Here is a 17,047-nt window from a genome sequence, read left to right on the forward strand (position 1 = left end):
GCGCGGCGAAAGGACCTTTCATGGCACGCTTTTTCATCGACCGCCCGGTTTTTGCCTGGGTGATTTCCATTCTCATCATGGGGATCGGCCTGTTGTCGATCTTCACCCTGCCCGTGGCGCAATATCCGCAGATCGCGCCGCCCTCCGTCTCGGTGCGGGCCACCTACCCCGGTGCCTCGGCAGAGACCGTGGCCAATACCGTCACCCAAATCATCGAACAACAGATGACCGGGCTCGACGGCATGCGCTACATGTCCTCCTCGTCAACCTCCTCGGGCTCGGCCTCGATCACCCTAACCTTCGAGACCGGCACCGACCCGGACATCGCCCAGGTGCAGGTGCAGAACAAACTGTCACAGGCCACGGCGCTTCTGCCCGATGCGGTGCAGCGTCAAGGTGTGACGGTGCAGAAGAGCTCCGCCGGCTTCCTGATGGTGATCGGTGTGATCTCCGAGGACGGCAGCATGGATCAGGCCGACCTCTCGGACTATCTCAACTCCAACCTCGTGGATGCGTTCAGCCGCGTCGAAGGTGTCGGCGGCACCCAGGTGTTCGGCGCCAAATACGCCATGCGGATCTGGCTCGACCCGTCGAAACTTACGGCGTTCGACATGACGCCCTCGGATGTGACCAACGCGGTCTCCGGCTATAACGCGCAAATCTCGGCCGGGTCTTTCGGCTCTCTGCCCTCGCCCGGCGGTCAGGCCTTTACCGCGACCATCACCGCACAGTCGCTGTTGGAAACACCGGAAGATTTCCGCAACATCATCCTGCGCTCCGAACAGGACGGCGGGCTTGTCCTGCTCGGCGATGTCGCCCAGGTCGAAGTCGGCGCGGAAAACTACATGACCATCGCCGAATACAACGGCAAACCCGCCTCCGGCATGGCGATCCAGCTGGCACCGGGGGCCAACGCGCTCGACACGTCGAACCGTGTGCGCGCGATGATCGAGGATTATGCCGAGTTCTTCCCCGAGGGCATGACCTATGTGATCCCTTACGACACGACCCCCTTCATTGAGATTTCGATCCATGAGGTGCAGAAGACCCTGATGGAGGCCATCGTCCTGGTGTTCTTCGTGATGCTTCTGTTCCTGCAGAATATCCGCGCCACGCTCATTCCGACGCTGGCGGTTCCGGTGGTTATCCTGGGCACTTTCGCGATCCTGGCGGCCTTCGGCTTTACCATCAACGTGCTGACCATGCTCGCCATGGTTCTGGCCATCGGCCTTTTGGTCGATGACGCCATCGTGGTGGTGGAAAACGTCGAACGGATCATGGAAGAGGAAGGGCTCGGGCCACGCGAGGCCACCAAGAAATCCATGGATCAGATCACCGGTGCGCTGATCGGTATCGCGCTCGTGCTCTCCGCCGTGTTCGTGCCGATGGCTTTCTTCGGCGGTTCCACCGGCGTGATCTATCGCCAGTTCTCGATCACCATCGTCTCGGCCATGGGCCTGTCGGTGCTGGTGGCGTTGACGCTGACTCCGGCACTCTGTGCCACGCTCCTGCGCGGCAAGGATGCGCATCACACCCATCGTGGTCCGTTCGGCTGGTTCAACACCGCCTTCGAGAAACTCTCCGGTGGTTATGGCGGCACGGTCGGCTTTATCATTCGCCGCCCGCTGCGCATGTTCATGGTCTACGCCCTGATGGGCGGCGGCATCGTCTGGCTGTTCATGCAGACCCCCACGGGCTTCCTGCCCGATGAGGATCAGGGCATCATGATGGCGCTGGTACAGGGGCCGTCCGGCTCGACCGCAGAGAACACCCAGGCCGCCACCGACCAGATCCGTGACTATTTCCTCTCCGCCGAGAGCGACAATGTGGACTCGGTCTTCTCCGTGGTCGGCTTCTCCTTCTCCGGCGTGGGGCAGAACAACGGCCTCGCCTTCGTCCGGCTGAAAGACTGGGAAGAACGCCCCTCGCCCGCACAATCGGCGCAAGCCATGGCGGGGCGCGCCTTCCCGGCGATGATGGGCATTCAGGAGGCCATGGCCTTCCCGATCGTGCCGCCGGCGGTGATCGAACTGGGCAATGTCTCGGGCTTTGACTTCTACCTGCAGGCGCAGGGCGGTCAGAGCCACGAACAGCTCCTCGAGGCCCGCAACATGCTCCTCGGCATGGCCGGGCAAAGCCCGCTCATCGCCTCGGTGCGCCCCTCGGGCCAGGAAGATGCGACCCAGTTCAAACTCGACATCGACTGGCGCGCCGCCGGGGCCATGGGCGTGTCGCCCTCCGAGGTCGGCACCACCCTGTCGATTGCCATGGCCGGGTCCTATGTCAACGACTTCAACGACAGCGGCCGGACCAAACGCGTCTATGTCCAGGGCGACCCGGACAGCCGCGCCACCCCGGCAGATCTGCAGAAATGGCGGGTGCGCAACAACGCCGGCGAGCTGGTGCCCTTCTCCAACTTCACCTCGGAGCGCTGGGTCTACGGCCCGCAGGGTCTGACCCGCTACAACGGCACGCCCTCGATGCAGATCCAGGGCTCGCCCGCCCCGGGCGTCTCGACCGGCGAAGCCATGGCCGAGATCGAAAACCTGGTCAGCCAGATCCCCGGCGGGTTCTCGGTGGCCTGGACCGGCCTGTCGCTCGAGGAGAAGGACAGCGGCTCGCAAGCGCCGATGCTCTATCTGCTGTCGCTGGCGGCGATCTTCTTCTGTCTCGCGGCGCTCTACGAGAGCTGGGCCATTCCCTTCTCGGTCATGCTCGCCATGCCCGTGGGGATCCTCGGCACCCTGTTCACCGCCTGGCATTTCGGCTTCCAGAACGGCGTGTTCTTCCAGGTCGGCCTGCTGACCGTGATCGGTCTGACCGGCAAGAACGCCATCCTGATCGTCGAATTCGCCCGCGAACAGGTGGAGGCTGGCAAGGATCTGTTCGAGGCCGTGCTGACCGCGGCGAAACAGCGCTTCCGCCCGATCATCATGACCTCGATGGCCTTCTCGCTCGGCGTGGTGCCGCTGGTGCTCTCCTCGGGCGCGGGCGCCGGTGGCCGGACCGCCGTGGGCGCCGCCGTGCTCGGCGGGACCATCACCGGGACGGTGTTCGGCATTCTCTTCGTGCCGCTGTTCTTCGTGATCATCTTCAAGATCTTCGGCGGGCGCAAAAAAGCCAGCGCCTGATCGGCCCTACAAAACAAGAAAAGGCCGGGCGTTTTGCCCGGCCTTTTTCGTTTCGCACCACGCTTGCCCTCGGGAGTGCCCGGCCATGAAGAGCCCGGCAAGTTTGCGCCAGAGCCATCGAACCATCGTGTTTCGAACAACAACAAGAACGAAGAGCAACACCAGTAGCCCACCGCACACATGATGCATCCTATGGCATGCAGCATATGGCGCGCGCCCCCCCCATGCGCCAGGACCGAAAGCGCCAGAATCAAAAGTGTCAGGATCAAAAGCGCCGGCATCAGGCGTGCAATCGGATGTCGCATGGCCGGTCTCCAGCCCGCCCGGTCACCGCGCTTTGAGAAACCGTTCGAACGCCTGCAGGCTCTGTTCCGAAACATGGTGTTCGATGCCTTCGGCGTCGAGCTCCGCCACCTCTTCGGGCACGCCGACGGCGACCAGAAGCTCCACCACGGTGCGATGACGCGCCCGCACCTTATCGGCCAGGGCGGCGCCCTCTTCGGTCAGGAACACCCCGCGATAGGGGCGCGAGGTGGCGAGCCCCTCGCGTTTGAGCCGGGCAATCGCCTTGGTCGCGGTGGGTTGCGCCACCCCCATGCGGGCGGCGATATCGGCCACACGGGCCTCGCCCAGCTCCTCGATCAGATCACCGACCATTTCGACGTAATCTTCCAGAATCGCCATGGATTGCGCCTCGCGGGCACGGGCAAACCGGTCTGCGGGTGTCTGGATCTCGTCCGCCTGCTGCTCTGCCATACTGCCCTCCCGGCTGATCAAAGAGGCGTGCCTTTCACCCGAAACCCCGGACAAAGGCAAGTCGCTTTCGTGGGAAAGATTTATAGCCAAGGCTTCAGATCTTGCCAATGCTTTTCAATCACCGGCCTGAGCGACATTGGAACGGTTCGAAATTCACGATTGCAAATGAAATAGCCTTGGCTATATTTTCCAGCAAAAGCAAACTCGGCATTCCGCACATAGGATTCTTCCTGCGATGAACGATCTTACCCATTCGGCCCGCGCCGGCATGTCCGCCGTTCTGAGCGGCGAGCGCCGCGGCTGGCGCGGCAGGCTTCTGTTCGCCGGCCCCGCGATCATCGCCTCGGTGGCCTATATGGACCCGGGCAATTACGCCACGAACATCCAGGCCGGCGCCGGCTACGGGTACACGCTCCTCTGGGTCGTCCTGATGGCCAATCTGATCGCCATGCTGTTTCAGGCGCTCTCGGCGCGTCTGGGCATCGTCACCGGCAAGAACCTCGCGGAACTTTCGCGCGACAATTTCCCCCGCCCCGTGGTCTGGGTCATGTGGGCGGTGAGCGAGGTGGCGGCGATGGCCACCGACCTCGCGGAATTCCTCGGCGGCGCCATCGGGTTGTCGCTCTTGTTCAACCTGCCGCTGATTGTCGGCATGGCGATCACCGCGATTGTCACCTATGCGATCCTGGTGTTCGAAGGCCGCGGCTTCCGGCCGATGGAGCTGATCATCGGCGCGCTCGTCGGTGTCATCGGGTTGTGTTACCTGGCCGAGATCCTGATCGCGCCGATCGACTGGCCGGCCACCGGCATGGGGCTGATCACCCCCGACCTGCCCGATGCCGCCGCGCTGACCATTGCCGTCGGCATCATCGGTGCCACGGTGATGCCGCACGCGATCTATCTGCACTCCGGCCTCACTCAGGGCCGCGCCGTGGTCCGCAACGAAGACGACCGGCGCAAGGTGCTCAAATTCTCCAACACCGAGGTGGTGCTGGCGCTCGCCGTCGCGGGCATGGTCAATATGGCGATGGTGATGATGGCCGCCTCGGCCTTTCATCAGGGCCATTCCGAAGTGGCCGAAATCGAAACCGCCTATCACACGCTCACCCCGCTTCTCGGGGCGGCGGCGGCGGGGATCTTCCTGACCTCGCTGATTGCCTCCGGGGTCTCCTCCTCGGTGGTGGGCACCATGGCCGGTCAGATGATCATGCAGGGGTTCCTGCATATCCGCATCCCGATCTGGCTCCGGCGCCTGATCACCATGGTCCCGGCCTTTGCCGTGGTCGCCGCCGGCGTGAATGCCACGCAGGCGCTGGTGATCTCGCAGGTGATCCTCTCGATCGCCTTGCCGGTGCCGATGATCGCGCTGATCATCTTTTCCGGACGGCGCGACATCATGGGGAATTTCGCCATCGGGCCGGTGATCCGCATCTTGGCGATCCTTGGCGCCATTGCCGTTCTGTCGCTGAACTTCATCCTGCTGGCGCAGGCCTTCGGCGTGCCGATCCCCTTCCTGGTCGGCTGATCGCCCCCCGAACACTGCCTGTGCGCCCTCTGGCATGGACATGCGCGGCCGGCTCTGGCAGGTTCCGTGCATGACCTATCCTGTTCAACAGATCACCCTGCATCGCGCGGCGACACAGACCGCGCGAATTATCATCCCGGCCTGATGCGGCGCGGACCCAGACGGGCCGGGCCTGCGCCGGGTCGGGTTCTGTCCCTCACGTGATCGCTTTCCCGCGCAGATCTGCGCCCTTTTGAACAGGTTTCTCATGTCCAAGACCTCTCCCATGCTGCATCTTCTGTGCGGCAAAATCGGCTCCGGCAAATCCACCCTCGCGACCCGGCTCGGGCAAGCGCCCGGCACGGTGGTGATCTCCGAAGACCACTGGCTCAACGCGCTCTACGGCACAGAGATGGCGACGATTCCGGATTATATCCGCTGCGCCGAGAAACTGCGCGGGGTGATGGCGCCGCATGTGCTGGCGCTTCTGCGCGCCGGCACCTCGGTGGTGCTGGATTTTCCGGCCAACACGCTGGAGACCCGCCACTGGATGCGCGAACTCATCGCCCGGACCCAAGCCGCACATGAGCTGCATTTTCTCGATCTGCCCGACGAGATCTGTCTCACGCGGATGCGGGCGCGCTCTGCCGCAGGGGAGCATCCGTTCGAGGTCAGCGAAGAGCAATTCCGCAAGATCACCAGCCATTTCGTCCCGCCGACGGAGACCGAAGGTTTCCATGTGGTGAGACACGGAGCTGAGTGACGAAAACCGGGGGGATGGGCCCTTTGGGGACGTTGGGACAGAGCGCCTGCGCTCGCCCGCCGGGACGGGGTCATGCCGGAGGCATGCTTTCAGCATGGCGCAGGCGCGGCGGCTTCGCCTTGTTCCGCGCCAAGAGGTCCGCTTTGTCCGGCAAAGCAGACCCTCATCTCCTGCCTCAGGTGATCACATCCGGTGCGTTGCGACCCGTGCGCGCCCGGATTTCGGCCAGCTTGTCCGCCGCAGAGATGATACCGGAGAGCGCGTTTTGCGGATTGTCCTGCAGCGCCGCCACCTCGGTCTCGACCTTTTCGAGATAGACCCGGAGCGTCGCCCCCTCGGTGCCGGTTCCCGACAGACGGAAGACGATCCGCCCGCCGCCCGCAAACAGGATGCGGATGCCCTGCCCTTCGGAGCGCGACCCGTCGACCGGATCGTCATAGGCAAACTCATCCGCCGCCTCGATCACCATGCCTTCGACCTCGCGGCCCGGCTGGTTCGGCAGCCGCGTGCGCAGGGCGTTCATCAAACCGTTGGCCGCCTCGCTGTCCACCGCCTCATAATCATGGCGCGAATAATAGTTGCGGCCGAACCGGGCCCAGTGATCGGCCATGATTTCTTCCACGCTCTGCTTGCGCACCGCCAGCACGTTGAGCCAGAACAGCACGGCCCAGAGACCGTCCTTCTCGCGTACGTGATCAGAGCCGGTGCCGGCGCTTTCCTCGCCACAGAGCGTCGCACGCCCGGCGTCCAGCAGGTTGCCGAAGAATTTCCACCCCGTGGGCGTCTCATAGCAGGCAATCCCGAGGCTCTCGGCCACCCGGTCCAGCGCCCGCGAGGTCGGCATGGAGCGCGCCACGCCTTTCAGACCGCCCTCATAGGCCGGCACCAGGGAGGCGTTGGCGGCCAGAACCGCGAGACTGTCCGAAGGCGTGACATAGGCGTTGCGGCCAACGATCATGTTGCGGTCGCCATCGCCATCCGAGGCCGCGCCGAAATCCGGCGCCTCGGAGGAAAACATCAGATCCATCAGCTCTTTGGCCCAGATCGGGTTCGGATCCGGATGACCGCCACCGAAATCCGGCGAGGGCACGGCGTTGACGACGGAGCCTTCGGCCGCCCCCAGCGTCTCCTCGAGAATGGCCTTGGCATAGGGGCCGGTGATGGCGTGCATGGCATCGAAACGCAGGGTGAAGCCCGAGGCGAAGAGCGCGCGAATGGCGCCGAAATCGAAAATGCTTTCCATCAGCTCGGCGTAATCGGCGACCGGGTCGACCACTTCGATTTCCATCTCGCCCAGCATGGTGGTGCCGAGCGTGGCAAGATCCACGTCGGCGCTCTCGAGAATGGCATATTCGCTGAGCGATTTGGTCTCGGCAAAGATCGCCTCGGTCACGCCCTCGGGCGCCGGACCGCCGTTGGCGGTGTTGAATTTGACCCCGAAATCCTCCTTCGGACCGCCCGGGTTGTGCGAGGCCGACATGATGATGCCGCCATCGGTCGCGCGTTTGCGGATGAGGTTGGAGGCGGCCGGCGTCGACAGGAGCGCATTCTGACCGATGATGACTTTCCTGGCGCCATTGGCGGCCGCCATGCGCAGGATCACCTGCGCCGCGCGGTCGTTGAAATAGCGCCCGTCACCGCCCAGCACATAGGTCTTGCCCGCGGCGCCACCGGTGCCGTTGAAAATCGCCTGAACAAAGTTCTCCAGATATTTCGGCTGCATGAACACGGGCGTTTTCTTGCGCAGACCTGAGGTTCCCGGTTTCTGTCCTTCGATCGGGCTTGTGGCAACCACCTGTCGCGTCATGATCATCCGTTCCTCTCTCAACTCTCTGTCCAAAGCTCTGTTCTTTCTCAGCCGGCGCGTCCTGGCGCTGCCGACCCGTCTTAACCGTCGCGTGTAACACTCTCGCTTCGCACGCTTATCTGTCGTTTTGCCGCATGATCGTTGCCACACGTTCCAGCATCTCATCGCAGGCCAGCGCCGTGCTGTCTTCCGGCAGGCGCAGACGCCAGTTCGGATATTCCTCGGTGGTGCCGGGCAGGTTCTGCTGGTCCACCATACCAAGAATCACCTCGGCCTGCACGGCCACAAGCCGCGAGGGGGTTTTGGCCAGGAAATCATGCAGCGCATCCTGCCCCGGATCGGGCAAAAGCCGGTCGATCGCGGCCACTTCGCGGGCTCGATGCGCCAGCTCATGGTCCTCCTGATCCGCTTTGATGCCGCCGGCCTTGCGCCGGGCGGTGATGTCCGCGCCTTGCCGCCAGCCCTGCCATGTCGGCAGGTCATGGGTGGAGAATGACGCGATCGCCGCCTCGTCATAGGCCTCGGCGGGTTTGAATTCCGGGTCCTGCCAGTTCCAGCGCTCGAACATCGCCACGCGACAGCCCAGCACGCCGGCCCCCGCCAGTGCGCCTCTGAGCCCGTCCGGGATATTGCCGAGATCCTCACCGATGATGATGCCACCGTTGCCGCCATTGGCGCCGCCGCCCGCACGCGCCGCCTCGATCCGGGCCACGGCGAGCATCGAGTCACGCGGCATGGTCACATAGGACCCCGGAAGCTTTTCCCCCGCGCTCTCGGGCACCCAGAAGGTGCGCTCGAAGCCGAGAATATGGTCGACGCGGAGCATGCCCGCGACCTTGAGCTGGCGGGCGAAGGTCTCCGAGAGCGCGGCATAGGCGCTGTCCCTGAGTGCAATCGGGTTGAAGGGCGCAAGCCCCCAGTTCTGGCCATCGGCCGAAAAGGCATCGGGCGGTGCGCCGAGCGAGGCGCCGAAGGCAAAACTGTCGCGGTCTTCCCAGGTCTCCGCCCCGTGCGGATGGGTGCCGACCGCCAGATCGAGATAGAGCCCGTGCGACATGCCCGCGGCGATCGCTTCCGCCTGAACCTCGGCCAGGGCGGTCTCCGCCTTCCATTGCAGCCAGCTGTGAAACAGGATCTCTTCGCGCAGCTCCGCGCGCGCCGCCTCGGCGGCCGGGCTGTCCGGGTGCTGAAGCTCTTCCGGCCAGGTGGACCAGCTCGGACCATGGATATCCGAGAGCGCCTGATGCAGCGCGAAGGTCTCGAGCGAACGTCCCTCCGCCTGCAGATAGTCGAGGAAGGCCGGAGCAAAGGCATGCGCGTCGAATTCCTTGCGCAGCGCGGCCAGACGCAGCGGTGCCTCGTGGCGATGATCAACCAGCGGGCCGGTCCGGCCGGTCCTGGTGTCGAGATGCAGGATATTGAGCCGCCGGCGATGCGAGGGCGAATAGGGGCTGAACATGCCGGGATCGGCGGGGAAGCCCGCATGGACCGGGTTCATCCCGAGAAACCCGCCCCCCTTGGCGCCGAGGCTCTTGACCAGTGGCAGGAGATCGCCATAGGCGCCGATCCCGGCTTTCGAGAGCGCATAGAGCGGCGCGGTCATGCCCCAGCCGCGCTTGGGCAGCGGGATCGTTACCGGCGCCGCCAGAAGCGTGATCCGCTGTTGCCTGTCGGGTAGCTCGGCCACGAGGCGATGGATGCCCAGGGGCAGCTCCGGCAGGCTGCCGGCGCCCTGCCCCTCGATCACGGTGCCATCCTCGCGGGTCAGCACCCAGGCGCTGTCACCGATGTCGAGCCAGGGGGCCGTCCCGGCCTCGAAAACGATATCCCAGGGCAGATGCCCGTCGCCCGCCGCGAGATGCGTCCTCGCCTGATCTTCGGTCTCGGCCGCGATGCCCATGGCTTTCAAAAGCGCCACCGCCGTGTCGACCGGGGTCACGTGATGCACGCCCATCTGGTCGTAATATTCCGCGTGGATTCCCCGCGCATAGGCCAGTTCAAGACGCAGATCAGTCACTATAGGCCTCCAGTTCCAGCGCCAATGTGCTCTCATGGCTGGCGCGCAACAGCGGCCCGTCGATCACCTCGCCCTCGATCTCGGGATGGCCCGTGTCGATCCAGAGCCGCCAGCGCCGGCCCGGCGGACAATCGGGCAATTTGACCGAGACCGCCTCGCCACGGTTGAAAATCAGGAACAGGGCCTCTTCGCGCTGCGCATAGGCGGGCGTGCCCGACGCGATGCGCATTTCGGCACAGAGCGCCTTGATCTCTGGCGCCGACCAGTCGAGATCCCGCATCGGCGTGCCGTCCGGGCGCCACCAGAACAGATCTTCCATACCGTCGAGAATGCGTTCGCGCGAATGCAGGAAGCGCTTCTGCCGCAGGATCGGGTGTTCGCGCCGGAAGGCGATCAGCCGCTGCACGAATTTCAGGAAATCCGGGTCGCACGCCGACCAGTCGATCCAGCCGATTTCATTGTCCTGACAATAGGCGTTGTTATTGCCCATTTGCGAATTGCCCAGCTCGTCGCCCGCGAGGATCATCGGCGTGCCTTGCGAAAACATGACCGTGGCCACGAGGTTGCGCCGGCGTCGCGCCCGTGCCTCGAGGATCTTCTCGTCTGAGCTCGGGCCTTCGACGCCCAGATTGGCCGAAGCGTTGTCATTGTGGCCGTCGCGATTGCCCTCGCCATTGGCCTCGTTGTGTTTCTGGCTGTAGCTGACCACATCCGTCAGCGTGAACCCGTCATGGGCGGTGACGAAATTGACCGAAGCCGTGGCCGGGCGTCCGGAATGATCGAATTGCAGGGCCGAGCCGGTGATCCGGTCGGCCAGCACCGGCACATGGCCCGCGTCACCGCGCCAGAACCGGCGGATACCATCGCGGAACTTGTCGTTCCATTCGAGAAACGGCGGCGGGAAGCCCCCGACCCGATAGCCCCCCGGGCCAATGTCCCAGGGCTCGGCGATGAGTTTGACCCGAGTGAGCACCGGATCCTGACGGATCGCATCAAAGAAAGAGGCGCCACGGTCGAACCCCGTCGGCGTGCGTCCCAGCGTGGTGCAAAGATCGAAGCGGAAGCCGTCGACATGCATCACCTCGACCCAGTACCGAAGACTGTCCAGAACCATGCGCAGCACCATCGGGTGATCGATATTGAGCGTATTGCCGGTGCCGGTGTCGTTGATGTAATAGCGCGGATCGTCGGCCAGGCGATAATAGCTTCGGTTGTCGAGACCACGGAAAGACAGCGTCGGACCCAGCTCGCTGCCCTCGCCTGTGTGGTTGTAGACCACGTCCATGATCACTTCGATGCCGGCGGAATGCAGCCGGGCGACCATGTGCTGGAACTCGGCGATCTGATCATGGGCGAGATAGCGCGGATCGGGGGCAAAGAAGCCGAGCGTCTGATAGCCCCAGTAATTCACCAGGCCTTTCTCGACCAGAAACCGATCATTGAGAAAGGCTTGCGCCGGCAAAAGCTCGATCGCCGTCACCCCGAGCTTAACGAGGTGATCGAGGATCGGCTCTGAAGCCAACCCGAGAAACTTGCCCTTATGCTGCACCTCCGGGTGCAGCTGGGTCAGGCCTTTGACATGGGCCTCATAGATCACCGATTGCGAGGTCGGCGTGTGCGGCGGCTTGTCCCGTCCCCAGGCAAAGAGCACATCTTCGACCACGCAGCGCGGCATGTAGCGCGCTGAATCGCGCTTGTCGAAACTGAGATCCACCGCGTCATGGCCGACCTTGTAGCCCATCAGACTGTCATGCCAGTCGAGATGCCGGGTCAGGCGTTTGGCATAGGGATCCAGGAGCAGCTTGTTGTAATTGAAGCGATGGCCCTCATGCGGCGCATAGGGCCCGTCGGCGCGCAAACCGTAGAGCTGACCGGGCCGGAGCCCCGGCACATAGCCGTGCCAGACATCGCCATCGCGCTCCGGCAGGTCGATGCGATGGGTCTCCGCCCGCCCGTCCGGCGAGAACAGGCAAAGCGTGATCCGACGGGCATGTTGGGAAAACACCGCGAAATTAACGCCTTCGCCATCGAATGTGGCGCCAAGAGGTGCGGCATGACCGCCAAGGATCGTCAATGAACTCATTTCGTGTCGTCTGCCTCACCGGTCGGGTCAAGCATCTCCCGGAACAGATCCGCATAGGCGGCTGCGGACGTGTCCCATCCGACGGGCTGGGCCATGGCGTTTTTCATCATCTGCTGCCAGATCTTCGGTTTGCGATAAAGCTCGCAAAGCCGTGTCAGCGCCTGCGACAGGGCGCGCGCCGTGGTCGGGTAGAATTGCAGCCCGGTGGCCACGCCGGCGGAGAGCGCCGCCGGATTGGCATGGATCACCGTGTCGGCCAGACCGCCGGTCAGCGAGACCACCGGCAATGTGCCGAACCGCAAGCCGTAGAGCTGGGTCAACCCGCAGGGCTCAAACCGTGACGGCACCAGAATGGCATCGCCACCCTCGATCAGCCGCCGGGCAAAGGCCTCGTCATAGCCGATCCGCACCGCGACATGCGGCGACTTGAGCGCAGCATCGCGAAACGCGCTCTCGAAATAGCCTTCGCCCGAGCCGAGAAGCGCCAGTTGCCCGCCCTGTTCGAGAAACTCCGGCAGCGCCTCGAGCAGCAGATCGAACCCCTTTTGGCCGGTCAGCCGCGAGATCACCACGGCCAGCGGCCCGTCGCTCTCGGGCAGGTGCATTTCCTCGCGCAGCGCTGCCTTGTGTTTCGCTTTGCCCGCGGGAGTCTTGTAGGAGGGGTTCCAGACCTCTTCGTCGATGCCGTTGAGGATGCCGGTGAAATCATTGCCGCGGCTCGCCAGAATGCCTTCCATGCCGAGGCCGAACTCGCCGGTCAGAAGCTCGCGCGCGTAGGTCGGCGAGACGGTGGAGACCTTGGTCGAGGCAGTGATCCCCGCCTTGAGCGTCGAGACCTGGCCCCAATATTCGAAGCCGTTTTCGGAAAACCCCTGCGGCGGCAGACCGAGGGTCCGGACCATATCCGCGCCAAAACATCCCTGGAAGGCGATGTTATGGATGGTCATTAGGGTCTTGACCCGTTCCGCCGCGCCCAGTTCGCGCAGGTAAATCGGCGTCAACCCGGCCTGCCAGTCATGCAGATGCAGGACTTCGGGGACCCAATCCTCGATCCCGTGCGCGGCAATCATCGCGGCGGCCAGAGACAGGGCGGCAAAGCGCTGCGGATTGTCCCACCAGTCATGGCCATCTGGGCCGATATAGAGCGAGCCGTCGCGATCATAGAGATGTGGCGCGTCGAGAATATAGAGCACACCATCGCCCAGCTTGCCGCGCCGAATGCGGGCAAAGCCGCCGAAGAGATCCCAGACCTCGAAGACGGTCTCGGCCTCTGGCTGCGCCTCGAGCACCGCGCGGTAACCGGGCAGAAGCGTGCGCATTTCGACCCCCAGCGGCGCCAGCGCGCCGGGCAGCGCGCCCGCGACATCCGCCAGACCGCCGGTTTTCACCAGCGGCACACATTCCGAGGTGACAGAGAGAACCCGTGTCATCAGCCTTCTGCCCTCCGGTCGAGCATATCCTGGGTGATCAGGGTGATGCCGCCCTCGGAGACCCTGAACCAGCGGGCATCGACCTCTGCGTCATAGCCGACCACCAGCCCTTCGGGCACTTGCACACCGCGGTCGATCACCACGTTTCTGAGCTGGCAATGCCGGGCGATCTCGACACCGGGCAGAACCACGGCGCGCTCCAGCGACGAATAGGAATTGGTGCGCACATGGGTAAAGAGCAGGCTCTCGCGAATTTCCGTGCCGGAGATGATGCAACCGCCCGAGACCATGGAACTCACCGCCGAGCCGCGCCGGTCGGGTCGGTCATGGATGAATTTCGCCGGCGGCGTGTTCTCGGAATAGGTCCAGATCGGCCAGTTGCGGTCCCAGAGGTCGAGCTCCGGGGTGAAATCGGTCAGGTCGATATTGGCCTTCCAATAGGCATCCACCGTACCGACATCGCGCCAATAGGCCTCGCCGCCTTCGGGGCGCACGCAGCTGTCGGTGAAACGATGCGCCTGCGCCTTGCCGTTCTTGACGATCTCCGGGATCAGGTCATTGCCGAAATCATGGCTGGAATTCTTGTCTTCCATATCCTTGATCAGCAGCTCGCGCAGGAATTTCCAGTTGAAGACATAGATCCCCATCGAGGCCAGAGATTTGTTCGGCATCCCCGGAATGGCCGGCGGATCGGCGGGTTTTTCGAGAAACGAGGTGATCCGGTCGCTGTCGTCCACGCCCATGACGCCAAAGGCTTTGGCCTCTTTGCGATCAACCGTGAGACAACCGATGGTGACATCGGCCCCGGTCTCCACATGCTGACGGATCATCAGCTCGTAATCCATCTTGTAGATGTGATCGCCGGCGAGGATCAGGATGTAATCCACATCATAGCTGTCGATGATGTCGATGTTCTGTGCCACCGCATCGGCAGTGCCGCGATACCAGGTGCTTTCCTCATAGCGCTGCGACGCCGGCAGGATGTCGATGAATTCGTTGCGCTCGGCCCGAAAAAAGGTCCAGCCGCGCTGGATATGGCGAATGAGCGAATGCGCCTTGTATTGCGTGGCGATGGCCATTTTGCGGATGCCGGAATTCAACGCGTTCGACAGGGCGAAATCGACGATCCGGTTCTTGCCGCCGAAATAGACGGCGGGTTTCACCCGATCATTGGTCAATTCCCTGAGCCGTGAGCCCCGCCCCCCGGCCAGGACGAAAGCCATTGTGCGTGGTGCGAGCCGGTTTGTCGAATGTGGCATCTCAATCCTCTCTGCGCGGTTCCAAGCGATCCGGGTTGCCCCGGCTCCCCCCTTTGGTCACGCGTCTTCCTTGATGAAAATCAGTGTCGAAAGTGGCGGCAGGGTAATCTGCGCCGCGGCAGGCTGGCCCTGCCACTCACCGGCAAGGGCCTCGGCCTGGCCCATGTTGCCGCGCCCGCCGCCGCCATAGGCCTCGGAATCGCTGTTGAAAGCTTCCAGCCATGTGCCGGCCGACGGCAACCCGAGCTTGTAATCGAGGCGCTCGACCGGTGTGAAATTGCACACCACGACCACCTCCGGATCGCCCTCCGCGCCGCGCCGGACCCAGGCGTAGATCGAGGATTCCGCATCATTGGCCTCGATCCACTGGAACCCGCCCTCTTCGCAATCCTTGACATAGAGCGCCGGGGTTTCCCGATAGAGCGTGTTGAGATCGCGCACCGCCGACTGCACGCCTTCATGCATATGATAGCTGAGACAGGACCAGTCGATCTCGGTCTCGTGGTTCCATTCCTGCCATTGCGCAAACTCCTGCCCCATGAACAGAAGCTTCTTGCCCGGGTGCCCCCACATGAAGCCGTAATAGGCGCGCAGGTTGGCGAATTTTTCCCAATCCGAGCCGGGCATTTTCGTCAGCATCGAGCCCTTGCCATGCACCACCTCGTCATGGCTGATCGGCAGGATGAAATTCTCCGAGAAGGCATAATGGATGCCAAAGGTCATCTGGTGATGATGGTATTTGCGATGCACCGGCTCGCGCGACATGTAGTCGAGCGTGTCGTTCATCCAGCCCATGTTCCATTTGAACCCGAAGCCGAGCCCGCCCGTCTCCACCGGCGCCGAGACCCCGGCATAGGCGGTGCTTTCCTCGGCCACGGTCATCACCCCGGGCATTTCACCATAGGCCAGCGTGTTCATGTTCTGCAACATGGCTATGGCCTCGAGGTTTTCGCGACCGCCCATAGCATTGGGAATCCACTGGCCCTCTTCGCGCGAGTAATCGCGGTAGATCATCGAGGCCACGGCATCCACCCGCAGCCCGTCGACATGATATTCCTCGAGCCAGTAGAGCGCGTTGGAAACCAGGTAATTGGCGACCTCGTGACGGCCGTAATTGTAGATCAGCGTGTTCCAGTCCTGATGAAAGCCTTCGCGCGGATCGGCATGTTCGTAGAGCGCGGTGCCGTCGAAATGCGCCAGGCCGTGAATATCGGTCGGGAAATGCCCCGGCACCCAGTCGACCAGAATGCCGAGACCGGCCGCGTGCGCCGCGTTGACCAGATCGCGAAACTCATGCGGCGGGCCAAACCGGATCGTCGGCGCGAACAATCCGATCGGCTGATAGCCCCAGGAGCCGTCGAACGGGTATTCGGAGATTGGCATCAGCTCGATATGGGTAAAGCCCATGCCCTTGGCATAGTCCACCAGCTCGACCGCCGCCTCCTTGTAGGAAATCGGCCGCTTTTCCCCATTGGCGCCCTCTTTGCGCCTCCAGGAGCCGAGCTGCACCTCGTAGATCGAGATCGGCTGATCGCGGCCCTGCAATTTCTCGCGCGTGTCGATCCAGGCCTTGTCGGACCAGCCATAGCCCGAGATGTCGCGCACCACGGAGGCGGTCTCCGGCGGGTGTTCGGCGCCGAATCCGACCGGGTCGGCCTTGAGCCGGACATCGCCATAGGCGCCCATGACCTCGTATTTGTAAACCGTGCCCTCGCCGAAGCCGGGCATGAAAATTTCCCAGACCCCGGTGGCGCCGCGACGGCGCATGACGTGACGGCGACCGTCCCAGGCGTTGAACCCGCCGACCAGAGAAACTCGCCTTGCATTCGGCGCCCAGACCGCGAAATGCGTGCCCGCCGTGCCCTCATGGGTCATGACATGCGCGCCCAGCGCCTTCCAAAGATGGTGATGCGTGCCCTCGCCCAGAAGATATTCGTCGATCTCACCCAACACAGGCCCGAAACGGTAAGGGTCCTCGACCTGCCAGGTCTCCTCGCCACGCTGCCCTTCGAGCAGATAGGGCTTGGCGCCGGTGACCTTGCCATGGAACAGACCCTCTGCCCCCTCGACCGGCACGAGCGGATACCGCTTGCCACCCGAGAGCGCGCTCATCGCCTCGGCGCCCGGGTCATAGGCGGTCACGTAGCGCGACCGACCGAGCTTGTGGGGACCGAGAATGGCAAACGGATCGTCGTAACGCCCCTCGCAAATCTGAGTAAGGACCAGGGGGTCTGCGAAGTCGTTCACAACAGTCGGCGCCATTTGGATTTCCCTTTATTTATGGCTAGATTAGAAGG

Annotated in this window: 10 protein-coding genes; 3 read left to right on the forward strand and 7 right to left on the reverse strand. The window is 63.5% G+C overall.

Annotation, left to right across the window (positions count from 1 at the left end; translation table 11 throughout):
• The first annotated feature begins 20 nt into the window (after positions 1 to 20).
• On the forward strand, positions 21 to 3,131 hold the full coding sequence (locus BM151_RS06545) for an efflux RND transporter permease subunit (protein WP_090059352.1): 3,111 nt from the start codon (positions 21 to 23) through the stop codon (positions 3,129 to 3,131).
• 327 nt (positions 3,132 to 3,458) lie between these two features.
• Here BM151_RS06545 and mntR read toward each other — a convergent pair whose 3' ends face one another.
• Positions 3,459 to 3,887 (reverse strand): manganese-binding transcriptional regulator MntR, encoded by a 429-nt coding sequence (gene mntR, locus BM151_RS06550; protein ID WP_090059354.1) that lies wholly within the window; start codon positions 3,885 to 3,887, stop codon positions 3,459 to 3,461.
• Positions 3,888 to 4,122: 235 nt separating this feature from the next.
• Between mntR and BM151_RS06555 the strand changes: the two genes are divergently transcribed.
• Together BM151_RS06555 and BM151_RS06560 are read left to right on the forward strand one after the other, a co-directional pair.
• Positions 4,123 to 5,412, forward strand: coding sequence for an Nramp family divalent metal transporter (locus BM151_RS06555; RefSeq protein ID WP_090059355.1), 1,290 nt, complete (start codon positions 4,123 to 4,125; stop codon positions 5,410 to 5,412).
• Between the two features lie 247 nt (positions 5,413 to 5,659).
• Complete coding sequence (locus BM151_RS06560) at positions 5,660 to 6,154, forward strand: P-loop nucleotide/nucleoside kinase family protein (protein WP_177213049.1); 495 nt, start codon at positions 5,660 to 5,662, stop codon at positions 6,152 to 6,154.
• Between the two features lie 175 nt (positions 6,155 to 6,329).
• Here BM151_RS06560 and BM151_RS06565 read toward each other — a convergent pair whose 3' ends face one another.
• The 6 genes from BM151_RS06565 to glgB form a co-directional block, all read right to left on the reverse strand.
• Positions 6,330 to 7,961, reverse strand: a complete 1,632-nt coding sequence (locus BM151_RS06565; RefSeq protein WP_090060086.1) for an alpha-D-glucose phosphate-specific phosphoglucomutase — start codon at positions 7,959 to 7,961, stop codon at positions 6,330 to 6,332.
• A gap of 115 nt (positions 7,962 to 8,076) precedes the next feature.
• Positions 8,077 to 9,978, reverse strand: a complete 1,902-nt coding sequence (locus BM151_RS06570; RefSeq protein ID WP_090059356.1) for a 4-alpha-glucanotransferase — start codon at positions 9,976 to 9,978, stop codon at positions 8,077 to 8,079.
• Entirely contained in the window at positions 9,971 to 12,061 is a 2,091-nt protein-coding gene (glgX, locus tag BM151_RS06575) for a glycogen debranching protein GlgX (protein WP_090059358.1), read from the reverse strand. The genes BM151_RS06570 and glgX overlap by 8 nt, the downstream gene beginning before the upstream one ends.
• Positions 12,058 to 13,491, reverse strand: coding sequence for a glycogen synthase GlgA (glgA, locus tag BM151_RS06580; protein WP_090059360.1), 1,434 nt, complete (start codon positions 13,489 to 13,491; stop codon positions 12,058 to 12,060). Before glgA ends, glgX begins: the two co-directional genes overlap by 4 nt.
• A complete protein-coding gene (gene glgC, locus BM151_RS06585; RefSeq protein WP_090059361.1) occupies positions 13,491 to 14,750 on the reverse strand; it encodes a glucose-1-phosphate adenylyltransferase in 1,260 nt (419 codons plus the stop codon). Before glgC ends, glgA begins: the two co-directional genes overlap by 1 nt.
• Positions 14,751 to 14,807: 57 nt before the next feature.
• On the reverse strand, positions 14,808 to 17,012 hold the full coding sequence (glgB, locus tag BM151_RS06590) for a 1,4-alpha-glucan branching protein GlgB (protein WP_090059363.1): 2,205 nt from the start codon (positions 17,010 to 17,012) through the stop codon (positions 14,808 to 14,810).
• Positions 17,013 to 17,047 lie beyond the last annotated feature (35 nt).

The organism is Celeribacter neptunius (assembly GCF_900113955.1).
GTDB lineage: Bacteria > Pseudomonadota > Alphaproteobacteria > Rhodobacterales > Rhodobacteraceae > Celeribacter > Celeribacter neptunius.